Consider the following 18505-nt stretch of genomic DNA (forward strand, 5'->3'; position numbering starts at 1 on the left):
ATTTAGCATCAAGTAGTTAGTATCAAGATTTTCGACTTATTGATATCTTGTCTAGCTACTTGATACCAGCTACTTTTCCTATCTTAAAAGTCATGATATAAATTCCGGAAGCCACTCTTTAAACCGAATGTAAATAAGGTGGTTTTATTATCATTCAGCGCATTCTTCTCTTGGCGGTAAAGGCCGCCAATTTCAATACGGAGATTAGTTTTAGGATTTACCAGGAATGATATGGTACCTTCACCATAATAAAGTTGTGTACTGATGCCCTGGCCAATAACCGGAGTTGGGTTAGGGTTAACCGGGTATGGCTTTGTCAATAATTTTCCGTTATTATCCGCCGCATTAGCATCAAGTCCGTATTTACCATAATCAACCTGGCCCTGAAAATCAAACCGGCCGATAGAGTAGTTGATGATACCTAGAAACTCCCTGAAATTGGCTCCGAATGGATGAGCAAGAGGATCGCCGAAAAAAGTATAATTATTAAGCACCTGCGTGTTGGAGTAGGTGTACGGTTTCACGGTATTAAACTCAAAAAGATAGTTTAAACGGTTAACCTTAAATATATCGGCCCCACGTATACCCAATTGTACACCATTAGTATTGTCAAGGTTATTGCCCGAAAAGAAGTTGTTGAATTTAAACCTGTCGAGCAGTAACTGACCATAAATAGCCGTTTTATCAAATATCTTATACTTGCCGGTAAAGCCTACAAATACATTGTCTCTGGGTGAGCCAGACGAGCCTAAACCGCTGGAAAACACCAGTGGATTGATAAAGTTTACATCAAACCCGCGCCTGTTGCCCTGTGCATCGGCTTCCGGGGTGATGAGCGCGTTGAAGAAACCCAGCGATACACGGTTGCTTACGTTCCAGTCTACATAATGAAACAGGGCCCACTTGCGCCTGTTGCTTCCCAACTGGTCAAATTTTGGCGCTTTAAGGTCCTCCAGATAGGCCCAGGCCATCATATACTGTACGCTGCCAAGGTTAGCAGTAACTCTTAACAATGGCATATTAGCAGCATAGTCTGAAAGTAGTAGCGATCTGTAGCCATCACCTACAAACATTTTATCCTGTCCAAGGGTAATGTTCAGTTGTTTTATAGGCGTGTAAGATGCGATAGCTGTAACGTACGACCAATCCTGAGAGTTCTGTGCCTGGCCGTTATAGTGGCGGGCATAAGCCTGGCCGGGTACAAAGGCGTTTGCATTTACAACATCGTTATAATAATCCGGAAACTTGGCCTGGTCTTCAAATCCGCTGGTGTAAAAGGAGAATTTTGTACCCACCGTACCGCCAAACTGAAAACCACGGGCATTTAAATAGGTGGATCGTTTGCCCGAAAAATCTCTGCCCAGCTGCAGATCGGCAATAACATCACCGTAAAAAGTATAATCTTTGGTTTGTACATCAAACAAATGTTCGTTAAACAACTTACGGCTAAGCCAGGTTTTACGTTTGTCGCTAACGCCTATGTTCATTACAGAATCATAGGTGCCATTGATCACACTGTCTATCAAAAAAGGGCGTAAGGATGTATGAAATGAGCTTTTTACACTATATATATCACCGTTAAATTTTTGATAAAGCAGATAGGATTGTGGTAAATAAACAGATTGTGCATGGCTTGTCTGAACCGAAAGGAGGAGTATCCCCGCTAACAAAAAAAGTTTTATAGATTGAACGAAGTAAAGTTTTTGCATCACAACAAAGTAAGCATTATTTATATTAACATGAAAATTGGATCAGCGCTTAATTGGCTAAGGAAATAACCCCCTTATTTGTTTCACAAAATAACATATTAATGCTTGAGTTTCGATTTTTAGCGTAAACATTTTTTGAGTAAGGGCTTTTTATTATAGTAGTTCCAGATTTATAACTATCTGAAAGTATGATTGATCCGCTTATAGGAAGTATATATTCTATACTCCAAAAATCTTTAATCTTTTGATTGTAAAAGTTAATTTATGTTAAATTTGGTGACACTAAGCTGATTTCTTTTAATAAGCTATAAAAATCCTGATATTTGCGCGCTTATTGGCTCAATTGTTCATTGGTTGTTGAACGAATAGCTTTGCATGGTTATTCATATACATCCCGCTAATGAACATGGAACAGATGCACCAATAAACTAATGGACAAGTGAACTAATGAACCCATATATAATATAAATGCAATACAAAAAAATCAATAACCTTTTAGGCTGGCTTTGCTTTGTTATAGCTTCTGTTACCTACATTTTAACACTGGAGCCCTCCGTAAGTTTCTGGGATTGCGGCGAATTTATTTCATGTGCTTACCGTTTACAGGTAGCCCACCAACCCGGTTATCCTGTTTTTGCTATGCTGGGCAAATTATTTTCGCTGTTATCCTTTGGCGATAATACCAAGGTGCCTTATTTTACCAATCTGGGTTCTGCAGTAGCCAGCGGGGCCACTATTATGTTCTTGTTCTGGACGATAACCGCCCTGGCCAAAAAGATGCTTTTAAATAAACGTGATGATGTGGTTGAGCAATCAAACCTCATCCTGATCATGGGAGCAGGCCTGGTTGGCGCGTTGGCCTTTACTTATACCGACACCTTTTGGTTTTCGGCTGTTGAGACCATTGTATTTGCATTATCATCCCTATGTACCGCTATTGTATTTTGGGCCATATTAAAATGGGATGCCCATGCCGATGAAAAAGGCGCGGATAAATGGCTGGTTTTTATAGCCTACGTTATCGGTTTATCTATCGGTATCCACCTGCTTAACCTGTTAACCATCCCGGCTATTGCCATGGTATACTTTTTCCGCAGGAGCAAAAATATTACCGTTAAAAATGGTATACTGGCATTTTTAGCAGGCGTTGTTATCCTGGGGCTGGTGCAATACGGCATCAGGGGATATACTATCAAATTCGCGGCGTATTTTGATCTTTTCTTTGTGAACTCACTGGGATTGGGCTTTGGCAGCGGAGCATTTTTCTTTATCTTATTAATTGTTGTAGTGCTTGTGGGTGGTATTATATATAGTATCCGCGCTAAAAAGCCAACGGTTAACCTGGCTTTATTATGTGTGGCCTTTATATATTTTGGCTACGCGGCTTTTGCCTATATCCCCATCAGGGCTACAGCTAACCCCGATCTGAATAACTCTCACCCGGATAACGCTTTTACACTTTATGGCTACTTAAACCGTATCCAATACGGCGAAACGCCATTACTAAGCGGCCCATATTATGATGCTACCGTTACCGATCAGAAAGAAGGCAGTACTATTTATCGTAAAGGAAAAACAAAGTATGAGAATGCCGGTAAAAAGATCGAGACAGAGTACAGCCATACTACGCCATTCCCGCGCATGTATAGTACCGAACCTAACGATGTTCAGTTTTATAAAGAGTGGTTGCGTATTCCGGATGGCCAGGCGCCGGGCTTTGGCGATAACCTGAAATTTATGTTTAGCTGGCAAATGTACCAGATGTACTGGCGCTATTTTATGTGGAACTTTGTGGGCCGTACCAATGACGCCGACGGGCAAACGAGCACTGGTGGCATTGATGGAAACTGGACTACAGGCCTTTTTGATAAGAATCTACCCAAATCATTATTACACGGGACCACCTATACACCGTTATATGCGCTTCCACTTATTATTGGCTTAATTGGTGCGTTTTATCACCTTAACCGTAAAAAGAAGGACGCGCTTATTGTATTGCTGTTATTTTTCTTTACGGGACTCGCTATTGTACTGTACGTTAATCAGCCATCTATACAGCCACGTGAGCGTGACTACTCATACGTAGGTTCTTTTTATGCATTTGCTATCTGGATAGGTATAGGCGTTATTGCCATTGCCGAATTTGCCCGTAAATATATCAATGCCAATACCGCCGCTATCGGCTCAACCGTGATCTGTTTATTGCTGGCGCCGGTGCTGTTGGCCAGCAAAGAGTGGAAAAGCCACGACCGTTCAACCAAATGGACAGCCCATGATATGGCCTATAATTACCTGATATCGTGCCCGCCAAATGCCATATTGTTTACTTATGGCGATAACGATACCTACTCGTTATGGTATGACCAGGAAGTGGAAGGTATACGCCCGGACGTACGCATTGTTAACCTGAGCTTGTTTACAGGCGATTGGTATATCCGCCAGATGCAGGGAAAAATGAACCAGTCGGAACCATTGCCTATCACCATGCCTTATGATAAATATAAGGAAGGGGTGAGGGACATCATTTATTACAATGATCGTAAAATAGCCGGACCTGTAGAAGTAAAAGAGGTTTTCGACTTTATCTCTTCTGATGATAGAGCGACGCAGGTGCAGTATCAAAGTGGCGATTGGGGTAACTATTTACCAACCAAAAACTTTAAGATCACTATTGATCCTGATGAGGTGATTAAAAATGGTGTAGTAGCGGCTGATCAGAAAGATAAGATAGCCAAGGTGATGGATTGGAAATATACCTCCAACTACGTTACTAAAGATAACCTGGCCATGTTGGATATTTTGGCCCATAACCATTGGAAAAGGCCAATTTGTTTTACCACCACTATCGGTAACGATAACCTGATAGGTTTACAACCTTATTTGTATAAAGAAGGCTTTACCTACCACCTGATCCCTTTTCAAAAAGATACCACCAAACGCGATCAGTTGGGCAAAACCAATACCATGGTAATGTATAACAACATCATGAACAAGTTTAAATTCGGCAACTTTAAAAATGCCCGTTACCTTGATCATGAGTCAACATCCATGTTTTACCCGGTGATGGCCTCTACCTTTATTGATCTGATACAAAACCTGATGCAGGAAGGGCATAATGACCTGGCGCTGAAAGCGCTCCATAAGTACGATCAGGAAATGCCCGATATTACGCCATATATTGATGTGGCCGGTCGTAAATTATTTCTGGCCCAGCTGGCATTCCAGCTTAATGATGTGGTTCTTGGTAAAAGACTTACTGCCAGCATTGATGATTACGTGACCGATCAGTTAGATTATAACTATCATTTGTTATCAGATAACTCCAGTAACGTAAACATGCGCGATGTGCAGATCAGTTTGCAATTGCTAAACGGTATAGCCGATTTCACCAAAGAAAACAAGCAAACCGATATCAATAAAAAGGTATCAGCGCAATTGAATGATTATATGAAAAAGTTTGCGCCAATCTTAGGCAGCGGACAATAGTATACTTTCAACTATATCAAAAAGCCATCTCATTTTGTGAGATGGCTTTTTTTATAAGCTTTTTTGATATTTTAAATAAATATCAAAAAGTCGGGTTCTTTGTTTATTTTCAATGCCTGTATGTCAAAGTGTTTAAAAATATACCTAACCTTAATTTTTTGCCCGCTATTAGTATTGTTTAAAAGTCAATTAGCTAAAGCAGGTACCCCCGTTATACATCAATCGCCCAGGCCAACATGGTTAAGCAGCGTTAAAACTTATGATCAGAAGCCATCGGCACGAACCATTGAAAGAGGCTTTTTTTATGCGTTGATAGAAGAACAGATCCAGGTAGAAAAACAGGCCGATTATCATCACGTGATCCGCGAAATTGTATCAGACGCAGGAATTCAAAATGCCTCGCAGATATCTATCAGTTTTGACCCGGCCTTTGAACGTCTCGACTTTCATGATATCACCGTTTGGCGCGATAATAAACCACTAAACCGCTTAAAAATATCGGCGTTTAAAGTGCTGGCCGACGAAAAAAACCTCTCTGATTTTTTATACCAGGGTACCTTTTCGGCTTTATGCATATTGGATGATATCCGCAAAGGCGACCGGATCGAGTATTCCTATACACTTACCGGTCGTAACCCCATTTTTAAGGGTAAATACTGCGATAATATTTATTTTCAATGGTACACGCCCATAGCTCATCAGTATACCGCTGTTATCACGTCGCCACAAAGAAAGCTCAATTTTAAATATTTCAATAAAACACCCAAAGTAACAGTTTCTGAAAACGTCGGACTTAAACAGTACGCTTATGAAGATTTTCAGATACCGGCAGGTGAGGATGATAATAACCAGCCCGCCTGGTACGATCCGCTGGGGCATGTACAGATCAGTGAATATAACAGTTGGGCCGATGTGGTGGATTGGGCGCTGAGTATTAATCCAACCGATACGCATATCACAGGTGAATTGGCTGACCGTATAAAAAAACTTAAAATCGAGGCCGGTAACGATAAGGAAAAATATTTCAGGGCGGCTGTGCGGACGGTGCAAAATGAGGTTCGGTACATGGGTATCGAGATAGGACAGTACTCGCACCGGGCCAATGACCCTCAAAAAGTATTTAAACAGCGTTATGGCGATTGTAAAGACAAATCCCTGTTGTTGGTATCCATGCTGAATGCCAACTGCATAGAAGCGCATATGGTGCTGGTAAATGCCAGCCGCAATGAACATATAGCCGATTATATACCTACCTACTATGCTTTTAATCACGCTGTAGTAACCGCTAATGTTAATGGCAAACAGGTTTGGGTTGATGCTACTATTGATTACCAGGGTGGTGAAGGCACTGATATTTACTTCCCCGATTATGGGAGGGGACTGGTATTAAAAGCAGGTAATAACGCTTTAACAACCATACCGCCTTCAAAAACAGGCAAGATCACCGGTAAGGATATTTATACCATTAAAGATGAAAAATCGCCGGTATTACTTACTGTTAAAACGGTGTACACCGGCAACCATGCAGATAATGTACGCGATAGATTAGCCTCTAACAGCACTGCCGAAACTGAAAAAAGCTACCTGGAATATTATGCTAAAATATATACCAAAATTGAGCGTAAAGATTCTTTAGCCATATCAGACGATCTCCAAAAGAATATCATCACTACTACAGAAACTTATTTGATCAATAATTTTTTTAAAAAAGACTCCACAACCAACCGCTTAACCGGGGGGCTTTATGCCTACAGTATATCGGAAATGTTTCCATCCATTACCGGGCAAACAAAAACTCCCGTATCATTAAGCTATCCATACAATTTGGAGTATACACAGCAGATAATACTACCAGGCGGCTGGGATATAACACCTGATAGCGCCTCCATCAACAGGGATTATTTTCGTTTTTCCTCAAATCGTAATGCTGTTGGCGATAGCTTATTTTTGAAATACAAACTTACATTTCTGAAAGACAACGCGCCTCTTAATAAGCTCGCCGAATTTAAAGGTGATATTAAAACAATCAATAATGAAGAGCTTAGTTATAGCTTCTCTTACATTGGCGCAGGTTCTGCATCATCAGCAACTGCCGTTAACAGCTTTCTGATCATACTGACTGTTGTACTGATAGCAGGATTTGTTTTTTTATGCATGCGGATATATCAGCGGGAAACACCGGCCATAGTTTTTGCTCATGGCTCCGGCTTTCATCCTATTGGCGGTTGGCTGGTATTGGTGACTATAGGCTTGGCATTAACCGCTTTAGCGGCAATTTTTCGCGAGTTTTCGGATCATATTTTTAGTCTGCATACCTGGACTCTCTATGCTGGCAGCCGGCACGAGTTTAATTATAAACTGGCGCTTGTATATCAGTTGGTAGGTGATACAATATTGGCTGGTTATGCCATATTTTGCCTGGTATTGCTGCTTAATAAGCGAGACATATTACCATCTTTCATCATCGGGTATTTTATATATGGCTTGATCTTTTTTACCTTAAAGATCATTGTTGTGCAGCCGTTGCACAAAGCGGCCTTAACTAATGATAGTATCTCGGTAGCGGTACGTTCGTTTGTGGTAGCAGTTATCTGGATCTCTTATTTCAAGAAATCAACCCGGGTTGCCGAAACATTTATTGTGCCGTATCCTCCATATAATTACAGTTATGAAGGGCCCGAAACGTTTGCTAAAGAACAGCCACACCAGGAAGGGTAAAACGCCCTGGTATACTCTCTATACAGATCTTTTACAGGTTGACCGAGGTGATTTTTATGCCTTCTATGTATTCTGCAGGGTATTTCGTATATTTGTATATATAACGGCCTTGCTTTCTGTTTAACAGAAAGCAAGGCCGTTCTGTTAAAGGATAAAACCGACCAAAAATAGAGACTGTTTTAGATTTACTTATTTGAACATCAATTATCAAATACTTTTTAAAGCTTTCAGAACCCGCTGAAAATTTGTTAAAATGGCATTAAAACTCCATTAAACTGAATATTTATCGGCTGTTTTTAGTCGTTTTTTGAACAGAAAAGTGTTAAAATTATGGGTTTAAAAAGTTTTCGGGCGGGTGCATTCTATAATATCCAATTAACATTTAGCGGCCTGCCGGAAATATTAATTTTTAAAATAAATTTGATTACTTTAACCATAAAAAGCCATCATGAAATTTCAACAGTTGTTAGAAGAGGTAAAACATTATGTCATATCATATTTTGATGTGCATGATGATCCCGAACTTGCATACCATAATCTTAAACATACTAAAGACGTAGTTGCTGCTGCTACTCAGATAGCCAACCACTACCAGCTATCTGACGAAGATTTTTTTATAGTGCTTTCCGCAGCATGGTTTCATGATACCGGCTACTTTGTTGATAAAAGCAATCATGAAGTGAAAAGTACCGAAAATGCAACCCATTTTCTGAAACAACAAAAGGTAGATAACGCGGTAATTGATAAGGTAAACGCCTGTATCATGGCTACCGAAATGCCCCAAAAACCAACCAATCTGTCGGAAGAAATTTTGTGCGATGCCGATCTGTTTCACCTGGGTACCGATGATTTTAGAGAAAAAAGCAAGCTGATGCGCAAGGAGTTGGAGGCCTGCAGGCACATCGAAATTAATAAAGACACCTGGCGCGAGGGTAATATTAAACTGTTAGAGTCGCACCATTACTTTACCGATTATTGCCAACTGCTGTTAAATGACCAGAAGCAAAAGAACCTTGAAAAATTAAAGGATAAACAAAGCGAAGTGGAAGAGAAATCCGAAAAAAAGGAAAAGGCGGAAGGCCGAAATGTGACTGAAACAGATCATGTTGAAGCTGCTCTTGTTAAAGAAGAGGAACATCATGAAAAAAAACATAAAAGTGATAAGCCGGAAAGGGGTATCGAAACCATGTTTCGTATCAGTTCAGCAAATCATCAGCGTTTGAGCGATATGGCCGACAATAAGGCCCATATCATGATCACAGTGAATTCGATCATCTTATCTGCCATTATCAGTTTGGTATTGCGCAAGTTGGATGAGCATTCCAACCTGCTGATTCCTACTTTTATGCTGCTCACAGTAAGTTTAACCACCATGATATTCTCTATCCTGTCCACACGGCCTTCAATTCCGCCGGGTATTTTTTCGCCCGATGATATTGAAAAAAAGACGGTCAATCTACTTTTCTTTGGTAATTTTTACCGTATGTCGTTAAACGATTACAGCGATGGTATGGTAAAAATGATGGACGATAAGGATTTCTTGTACGGTAGTCTTATCCGCGATAATTATTCGCAGGGTGTTGTATTGGGCAAAAAATATAGGTTATTGCGGGTTTCTTATAATGTATTCATGTTCGGTCTTATTATTTCGGTATTGGCGTTCCTGATCTCATCACTGATATAATCTGCTAAACAAACATCTTTATGGATCATTACTCATTTTTTGACAGAGACCTGAGTTGGCTGCTTTTTAACGAGCGTATTTTGCTGGAGGCCGAAAAGGAAGATCTGCCTGTAATGGAAAGGGTGAATTTTCTTTCGATATTTTCTTCAAATCTGGATGAGTTTTACCGGGTTAGGATGCCTGTTATACTGGCGGTTAACAAACTGAGTAAAGGCGCTGCACACGAAAAAGCAGACGTTTTACTGGAAGCCCAGCAACTGATTGAACGGCAGCAGCAAAAATTCGGACAAGTGTTTACCGGCAGGCTAATACCCTTGCTTAAACAAAATAAGATAAACCTCTTGTTCAATGAACCACTTCCGGAAGTGGTGCGGGATAAAGTAACTGATTACTTTTTTAGCCAGGTGATGGCTTTTTTGCAGCCTGTTGACCTTTCGGAGACCGGGAAAAAGTTCTTCCCAGAAAACAACCGCTTATATTTCCTGATCAGCCTGGAGGTGAAGGGTGAAAAGGAAAAAACGATACTGCTTAATATCCCTTCAAATCAACTACCTCGTTTTTACAGCGTATCCGCAGATGATCAGCAGTATATTATATTCCTGGATGATATCATCAGGTTTAACCTTGACAGGCTATTTACCAGCGAAACCGTAAGCGGTTGTTACAGTTTTAAAATAACCCGTGATGCCGAGCTCGACCTCAAAGACGAGTACCACGGCGACCTGTCTGAACAGATCGAAAAGCAATTGTTAAAAAGAGACATGGGCATGGCCACCAGGTTTTTGCACCAACCCGGAATCCCGCTGCGTACGCTACACTCCATCACCGAAAAGCTGGGTTTGCAGGGTTCAAGCGTGGTTGAAGGGGGCGTATATCATAATCTGAAAGATCTGATGAGCCTGCCTGTTAATTTACCTGCTTTGCGTTATACCCGCTGGCCGCCAATTGTCAATACAGGTTTGATAGATAAAGAATCGTTGTTTGATCACATTGCCGATCATGACCATATTTTCCATGCGCCTTATCAATCGTACAACAGTATACTGCGTTTTTTTAATGAGGCAGCCATTGACAAGGATGTACAGGAAATCTCCGTGACCCTGTACCGGGTAGCCAGTGATTCCCGTATTGTGAACGCGCTCATCAGCGCAGCTTGTAATGGCAAAAAGGTGAGGGTAATGGTGGAGCTTAAGGCCCGCTTTGATGAGGCCAATAATATTAAATGGGCCAAAAAAATGAAGGCTGCCGGTGTCGAGATAATTTATAGCGATAAGGCATTAAAGGTGCATGCCAAAATTGCTTTGGTAAAAAGATTGGTGAATGGCCGGGTTAAATATGCAGGCTTATTGGCCACAGGTAACTTTAACGAAAGTACCGCCGCCTTTTATACCGATCATATTTTAATGACGGCTAATCCGGCTTTGCTTCGCGAAATGGAGCTGCTGTTTATGTTCCTGGGTAAAAAAGCGAAGACATCCGAAGGGTATCCTATTGATTTTAAGCACCTGCTGGTGGCACAGTTTAATTTACAGCAACGGTTCCTGGAACTGATTGACCGGGAAATAGATAATGTAAAAAAGGGCTTGGATGGTGCTATCACCATTAAGCTAAATAACCTGGAAGAGCGTATATTGATCTCTAAACTATATGAGGCATCACAGGCAGGGGTAAAAATATCACTTATTGTACGTAGTATTTGCTGTATTATACCTGGTGTTAAAGGGATGAGTGAAAATATAACAGTACGCCGCGTTGTTGATCGTTACCTGGAACACGGGAGGATATTTATTTTTCATAACAATAACGAACCGGAGGTTTTCCTGGGTTCGGCTGATTGGATGAACCGCAATATTTACCGGCGGATCGAGGTCTGTTTCCCGGTTTATGATCAGGGTATCAGGGCCGAGATCATGCAAATCATCGATCTGCAGTTAAATGATAATGTACAGGCGGTAATGCTTAATGAAGAGCTGCAAAACATCAGCATCGAAAAGCACGAACCCCTCATACAATCGCAACGGGCTATATATGAACTTTTACAGCACAAAACCGATGAGAAAGTTTAAAAACAACAAAATGAAGGGAAAGACTGCTGCTTTGATCATGATGGTGATTGCTGGTATTGCGGTAGTGTTAGGCATGTCATGCACCAGTAAGCCCGAAGTTATTACAAATCCAAAGGGATACGACCTGAATAAACCGGTAAAGTATAACATGCACATCAATTTAACCGAAATATCGGGCATTGCCTTCCGGCACGGTAAAAGCGATTCGTTATATGCGGAGGAGGATGAGAATGGTAATGTATATTATTTAAAATTAGGCGATAAAAAGGTAAGCGAAAGCCGTTTTGGCAAATCGGGTGATTATGAAGATATCGCTATCAGTAATAATTACACGATCATCTTGCGCAGCGATGGTACATTGTTTACTTTTCCGTTTAACCAGGTAAGGAATAAAGAGATCCAAGATGTTAAGAAATTAAAGGATGTAGTACCTGCCGGCGAGTACGAAGGTATGTATGCCGATGAAAAAGCAAATCGGTTATACATCCTTTGTAAAAACTGTGATGGCGATAAGGGCAAGGTTAGCAGTGGTTATATTTTACAACTGCAAAACGACGGGACGGTTAAATCTGCTGGTGGTTTTAGTGTCAATGTTAAAGCGGTAGAACAACTACTTACAGGTAAAAAGAAAGGCGCATTTCGTCCTTCGGCATTGGCCAAAAATTTAAATACCAACGAGTGGTATATTCTTTCGTCGGTAAATAAGGTACTGGTGGTTGCTGATGCTTCCTGGAAGATTAAAAATGTTTATCCCCTGAACCCCACGCTGTTTAATCAGCCAGAGGGTATTGCGTTTGATGACCAAAACAATCTTTACATATCAAATGAGGGCGATCTGGTAAGCGCAGGTAACGTATTAAAATTTAACTATACAAAGTAATTTAATGATAAAAAACAAAAAGTTTTTCCTGTTTTTAATATGGCTCTTTGTCTTTATAAACACCGGACGTAGCTTAGCACAAAATCTTGATGTTAATATTTTAAAAAGTATTAATCCGAGATATCCAACTTCGCAATATTGGCGCGGTACCAGTAATTCTGCATATTATGTGGCGGGTGCAGCTTCATTTGGTACTTTAATATATGGTTTGGCAAGTGATAATGCCACAGTGAAACATAACGCGGTTGAAACTCTGATCAGTTTGGGCGCAAATGTGTTGGTTACTGACCTGATAAAAATCAGTGTTAACCGTACCCGTCCAGCTGATAGATATCCTGATTTGATATTTGTCAATACCCCTACGCATAACCAATCTTTTCCGTCAGGGCATACCAGTCTGGCCTTCGCAACAGCAACAACATTATCTATGCAATACAAGAAATGGTATGTTACTGTACCCGCTTACGTATGGGCCTCTTCTGTAGCTTATTCCAGGATGTATTTAGGTAAACATTACCCAACAGATGTACTGGCAGGGGCAGCTGTGGGCATTGGTACGGCTTACGCCGGGCATTGGTTTAACCAAAAGTTATTTCAACAACGTCAGAAATCTAAAAAGTTTGATTAATGTATATGTTTGATAATAAGTATAATACCAATCGTTTTAATTACAAAAGCATTACTGACAATTGTGCGTGATAGTTATAACTTTGACAAAATAAATCGTAGAGCCTTTCTTAAAAAGAAATAAGCTGCTCAATCCGGAGAGAGACTGTACCCGTATCTGTCTGTAGTTTTTAACAGGGTAATTTTATAATCACAATGCACACAGAAGTTTTAAATATAAATAAAGATGATTGTTTTTTATGCCAGGTAGATACTTGCCTGTCATTTAATCCGTTCGTGGAGCATCTGCAAGAACGCGTACAAACTGAAAAAACACTTAAAAGTGAGTTTTACAGGTATGTATTGAATAAATTTGAAAATGACACTTGTATAGATCTGGATATGCATCCCGAAGATGCCGAAAAGTACCGGGAAATGCTCGAACTTATCTATAGCATACTTACACCACCAATCTTAAACGAAAAAGAGTTTTTTTGGGCCCTGAGTACACCCGTGCCCGAAAAAATATTTTTCAGTACCGACGCTTTTTTCGATTTCCATTCCAGCAATCATTCCAGCCTGCACGCTGTAAATATGACCCAGGGCGAACTGTTTAGCCAGCGCCAGAAACGGTTCATATACAACCTGATACTTGACCGGCTATACGGCTTCACAACGGTGTCGAAAAATGAATTGCTGTTTACTAATGCTGATCCCGAAACAGGGCTTTCCCGCTATTATAATATCCAAACCAATACGCAGTTTGTTAATGTGAAATTGATTGGCGAGTTACCCGAGATCAATTTTGATGCGATTGAGCCCTATATTAATGACTACGAGGGGATAGATGTTTTAGAAGACATACTGCCGCTTTCTAACTTTAAGTTTGAAGGTTTTACAGTGATAACCCTTACCGATGTAACCTTGCCTCACGCGGTTGAAAGCATCCGCAACGAGCTGGTTAACCATTCCAATAAGGAAGCCGATCAGTATGATCAGATCATCGATTCATTGAAAACGCTTTCTGAAAATTCGGCTATCGAGTTTGGTTTGCTGCCTTTTTTAACAGTCAACAATAAACTGATATTTGATACAAACGAATGTTCGCAAAGCGTACTCATTTCATCGGCGAAGGAGTTTAGCCTGGCAGAAGAAACATTTTATGCCATTACCGACGATTATAAGCAGAATCCCAAGCCTGTATTTTTCCGGTCGCTGACTGATGAGAAGGTATCAAAGCACCCCTTCCTGAATATTTTAAAACAGGCGGGTATCAAGTCGTACGGTATCTTCCCGGTTTATTACAATAAAAAAATGGCCGGTATTATGGAGGTTTATTCCTACCAGGAGATCGTGTTTTATGAAAAGCTGTTGTCGAAGTTACAGGCGGCTATTCCCCTGGTAGCTCAGTTGCTGCAAAACAGCATCGACCAGTTTGCCTTCCGTATAGAAACCATTATCAAAGATAAATTTACCTCGTTACAGCCATCGGTTCAGTGGAAATTTAACGAAGTGGCCTGGAATTATCTGAAAAAGAGCAACCGGAAAAAGAAAAACCAGGAAATAGAGACTGTAGTTTTTGATGATGTGTATCCATTGTTTGGTGCTGTTGACATCCGCAACTCTACTATCGAACGTAATAGTGCCTTGCAGGAGGATCTAAAAGCGTTGCTAACCATTATTATGGAAACGTTAACGGTACTAAAAAAACATATTCATCTCACACTCACCGATAGGTTGATATATAAATGTGAGGAGTGGCTGGAAAAAGTGAACGGCTTTATAACCACCAACGATGAGTTAATGCTGGATGGTTTTCTGCGGGATGAGGTAAATCCCTTCCTTGACCATTTCCGGAAAAACTATCCGAACGAAAAAGAGGTGATCGATCGCTATTTTGATTCCCTTGGGGAAGAAAATGGCCTTTCGTATACCAACAGGCGCAACCTGGAGGCATCTATGCAACTGATCAACACTTCCATCAACCATTACCTGGAGCAGGCACAGGAAGAAGTACAGGGATCGTACCCATGCTATTTTGAAAAGTTTCGAACAGATGGGGTAGAATATGATATTTACATAGGGCAATCTATAGCGCCAGACAAGGCATTTGATGTGCTGTATTTAAAGAATATTCGCTTGTGGCAGCTCAAGTCAATGGCCGAAATAGCCAGGCTTACCCATAGCTTAACCGATCAGCTTTCAAGGCCTTTGCAAACTACGCAATTGATATTTATACACTCAAATCCTATCGATATCAGCTTCAGGAACGATGAAAGGCGCTTTGATGTGGAAGGGGCTTATAACATTCGGTACGAGGTGGTCAAAAAACGCATTGATAAGGTTTTAATAGCCGGCACTATTGAACGTTTAACCCAGCCCGGCAAAATAGCCCTGGTTTATTTTAACCAGACAGAAGCGGCCGAATACATGGAATATATTAAATACCTGCAGGAAGAAAATATATTGCTGGATGACCTGGAAGAGCTTGAATTGGAGGAATTGCAGGGTGTTACCGGCTTAAAAGCACTAAGGGTTGGTGTTAATTACGAAATAGCTTTAGAAAAATAAAACTATTTTTGTAATATACAATGGTTCTACTATTGCTAAACAAAAACCATATCATGCGGCCTGCTAAAAACGTGTTTAAATTATTATTCCTGTTTTTAACGGGAGTTGTCCTGTTAGGTCCGCAATGCTTAAAAGCACAGGTTACCGGCGATAGCATAAAACTGGCCATAGAACCCACCTATAATGATGTAAGCGGAACCCACCGGTTTTTCCTGGGCGAAAATTACCGGAAACTTTGGGCCGCACCTGTTAAGCTTCCCATATTTCATATCGCTACAGAAAAAGGCGGCTTAAAAATTCTGCAAAAGGGCGGAGGGCAGCAAACCAAATCATTGCGATTGGAAGACCCTACCGGTCAGCAATGGGTATTGCGTACCATTCAAAAATACCCGGAGAAGGGTTTACCTGTTGATCTTAGGCCTACGGTAGCCAAAGATATACTGCAGGATCAGGTATCGGCAGCACATCCGTTCTCGGCGCTTACGGTACCGCCACTGGCACAAGCATTGGGTGTGCCGCACTCCAACCCCAAAGTAGTTTATGTGCCAGATGACCTGGCCCTGGGCGATTACCGGAAAGATTTTGCCAACCAGGTTTTCTTATTTGAAGAACGCGAGCCCCTTGATGCCGACAAGACGGACAATACCCTAAAAGTACAGCGGAAACTGCAGGAAGATAATGATAACCGGGTTAACGAAAAAACGGTTTTAAGGGCACGCCTGCTGGATATGCTCCTGGGCGATTGGGACAGGCACGAAGACCAGTGGCGCTGGGAAAAGATTGATGGCAAGCACGAAACCATTTATGAACCTGTGCCGCGCGACCGTGACCAGGTGTATTACAAAACATCGGGTGTGTTACCCTGGATAGTAGCCCATCAATGGTTAAAATCAAAGTTTCAGGGGTATAGCAACGAGATTAGAGATATCAACGGCTGGAACTTTAATGCCCGTTATTTCGACCGTTACTTTTTAAACCAGTTAAGCGAAGATGACTGGAAGGAGCAGATCAGCTTTGTACAATCGAAATTAACGGATGAGCTGATCAACAAGGCTATGAAACTGATGCCCGATACGATCTATCAGCTTTCTGGTAAAGAGATAGCCGCAAAAATGATAGCCCGCAGGAATGGACTTGCCAAACAAGCGCTGGAATACTATCGTTTTATATCTCGTGAGGTAGAGATCCCGGCGAGTGATAAAACGGATCAGTTCACCATTCACAACGAAGCGGATGGTAATTTAACCGTAACGGTTAACAAGATCAAAAAGGATGGCAGCATCGATAAAGTAACCTATCACCGTACATTTACACCTTCGGTAACCAAAGAAGTCAGGCTATATGGTTTCGCCGGTGATGATGTGTTTTCAGTTACCGGCAGCCAGCCTTCGCCCATCAAAGTGCGTATGGTAGGTGGGGATGGTATGGATAGTTTTGCTGTAAACGATAGTTTGCATAATAAGCGCAATTTATATATTTACGACCGATCCGATCAGCAGAATAAGTTACCGCTGTTATCCCAGGCAAAAAATAAAACCTCAACGGATACCGCTGTAAATAGTTACGATAAAACCAGCTATAAATTCGACCGTTTTGAGCCCATTATTTTAGCTAACTACAGCAATGATATCGGCGTATTGCTTATAGGTGGTTTTTCGTATGAAAAACATGGTTTCCGGAAAGAGCCTTATTCTTTTAGGGAGGAATTTTTAACCAACTATTCGCTCGCGCGGAAATCATTATTGTTTACCTATGTAGCCGAATGGAAAAAGCTGATAGGCAATAATGATTTTGGTATCAATATACTGTCGCGGGGGCCAAACAACCTCAGTAACTTTTTTGGGATAGGTAATAATACCGTTTTTGAAAATAAGGATGACCATAAGATATCTTACTATCGTAACCGCTATGATTATGTTACCGGCGATGTTTCGTTACATCATACTTATGGCAACTGGCGCATAAGCGCAGGCATAGCCGGGCAGTTTTATAATAGCCAGGCATCCAACAACGATGAGCGTTTTTTGAATGATTATAACCGGGCATATCCCAATGAAAAAGTATTTGGCACCAAGGTTTATGGCGGAGTAACAGCAAATGCCAGGTTGGATACGCGTAATAAATTGATTATCCCTACACAAGGGGTCTTATGGAATACAACCATCAGCGGTTTTTCGGGTGGTGGCGCTGGTAGTCACAATACTTATGGGCAGGTCTTGTCCGAGTTTAGCTTTTACTTAAATCCCGACAGGGATTCTGTTTTGGTGATAGCTAACCGCACCGGCTTAGGTACAACCGTAGGCGATGCAGCTTATTTTCAATTGATGAAACTCGGCGGGGCGCAAAATTTCAGGGGTTTCCATACCAACAGGTTTACCGGTAAAACCATCGCCTACAATAACCTGGAGCTCCGTTTAAAAGTGCTCGACTTTAGCTCATACCTGTTACCAGGCTCCTTAGGCATTATCGGATTTAACGATGTAGGGCGGGTTTGGCAACCAGGTGAATCATCCGACCAATGGCATGATGGTTACGGAGGCGGTATCTACCTGATACCCGCTCAACTGGTACTGATTGAAGGGGTGGTTGGTTTTTCCAAAGAAGGCGCTTTGCCCTATATATCGATAGGTTTCAGGTTTTAAATAGACATTCTAAAGACTTCGTAAGTCTTTACCCATCATTTTATAAAATAACAAGAGAATAAAAACAGATAACGTTTGGGATGAATTGACACTTAACCGGTAATATTTATGCAAAAAGTGGGTTTACACATTTTTTGCATAAA

At 41.1% G+C, this 18505-nt stretch carries 9 protein-coding genes; 8 read left to right on the forward strand and 1 reads right to left on the reverse strand.

Going from position 1 to position 18505, the window contains the following annotated elements:
* Positions 1-83: 83 nt before the first annotated feature.
* Positions 84-1709 (reverse strand): gliding motility protein RemB, encoded by a 1626-nt coding sequence (locus FHW89_RS01760; RefSeq protein ID WP_172333284.1) that lies wholly within the window; start codon positions 1707-1709, stop codon positions 84-86.
* A 468-nt stretch (positions 1710-2177) separates the two neighbouring features.
* Between FHW89_RS01760 and FHW89_RS01765 the strand changes: the two genes are divergently transcribed.
* The 8 genes from FHW89_RS01765 to FHW89_RS01800 all read left to right on the forward strand — a co-directional run bounded on the left by FHW89_RS01765 (position 2178) and on the right by FHW89_RS01800 (position 18362).
* Complete coding sequence (locus tag FHW89_RS01765; RefSeq protein WP_172333285.1) at positions 2178-5195, forward strand: DUF2723 domain-containing protein; 3018 nt, start codon at positions 2178-2180, stop codon at positions 5193-5195.
* Between the two features lie 120 nt (positions 5196-5315).
* Complete coding sequence (locus tag FHW89_RS01770; protein WP_172333286.1) at positions 5316-7913, forward strand: DUF3857 domain-containing protein; 2598 nt, start codon at positions 5316-5318, stop codon at positions 7911-7913.
* Between the two features lie 448 nt (positions 7914-8361).
* Positions 8362-9597, forward strand: coding sequence for a Pycsar system effector family protein (locus FHW89_RS01775; protein ID WP_172333287.1), 1236 nt, complete (start codon positions 8362-8364; stop codon positions 9595-9597).
* A 20-nt stretch (positions 9598-9617) separates the two neighbouring features.
* Positions 9618-11663 (forward strand): polyphosphate kinase 1, encoded by a 2046-nt coding sequence (gene ppk1, locus FHW89_RS01780; protein ID WP_172333288.1) that lies wholly within the window; start codon positions 9618-9620, stop codon positions 11661-11663.
* Positions 11650-12543 carry an SdiA-regulated domain-containing protein gene (locus FHW89_RS01785; protein ID WP_253952137.1) on the forward strand — a complete coding sequence of 298 codons (894 nt, stop codon included), beginning with the start codon at positions 11650-11652 and terminating at the stop codon, positions 12541-12543. Before ppk1 ends, FHW89_RS01785 begins: the two co-directional genes overlap by 14 nt.
* Before the next feature lie 4 nt (positions 12544-12547).
* Positions 12548-13171 carry a phosphatase PAP2 family protein gene (locus FHW89_RS01790; protein ID WP_172333289.1) on the forward strand — a complete coding sequence of 208 codons (624 nt, stop codon included), beginning with the start codon at positions 12548-12550 and terminating at the stop codon, positions 13169-13171.
* Positions 13172-13365: 194 nt separating this feature from the next.
* Positions 13366-15720, forward strand: coding sequence for a GAF domain-containing protein (locus tag FHW89_RS01795; RefSeq protein WP_172333290.1), 2355 nt, complete (start codon positions 13366-13368; stop codon positions 15718-15720).
* Positions 15721-15773: 53 nt separating this feature from the next.
* Positions 15774-18362, forward strand: coding sequence for a hypothetical protein (locus FHW89_RS01800; RefSeq protein WP_172333291.1), 2589 nt, complete (start codon positions 15774-15776; stop codon positions 18360-18362).
* Positions 18363-18505: the final 143 nt, after the last annotated feature.

The sequence above is a fragment of the Mucilaginibacter sp. SG564 genome (genome assembly GCF_013149275.1).
Classification (GTDB): domain Bacteria; phylum Bacteroidota; class Bacteroidia; order Sphingobacteriales; family Sphingobacteriaceae; genus Mucilaginibacter.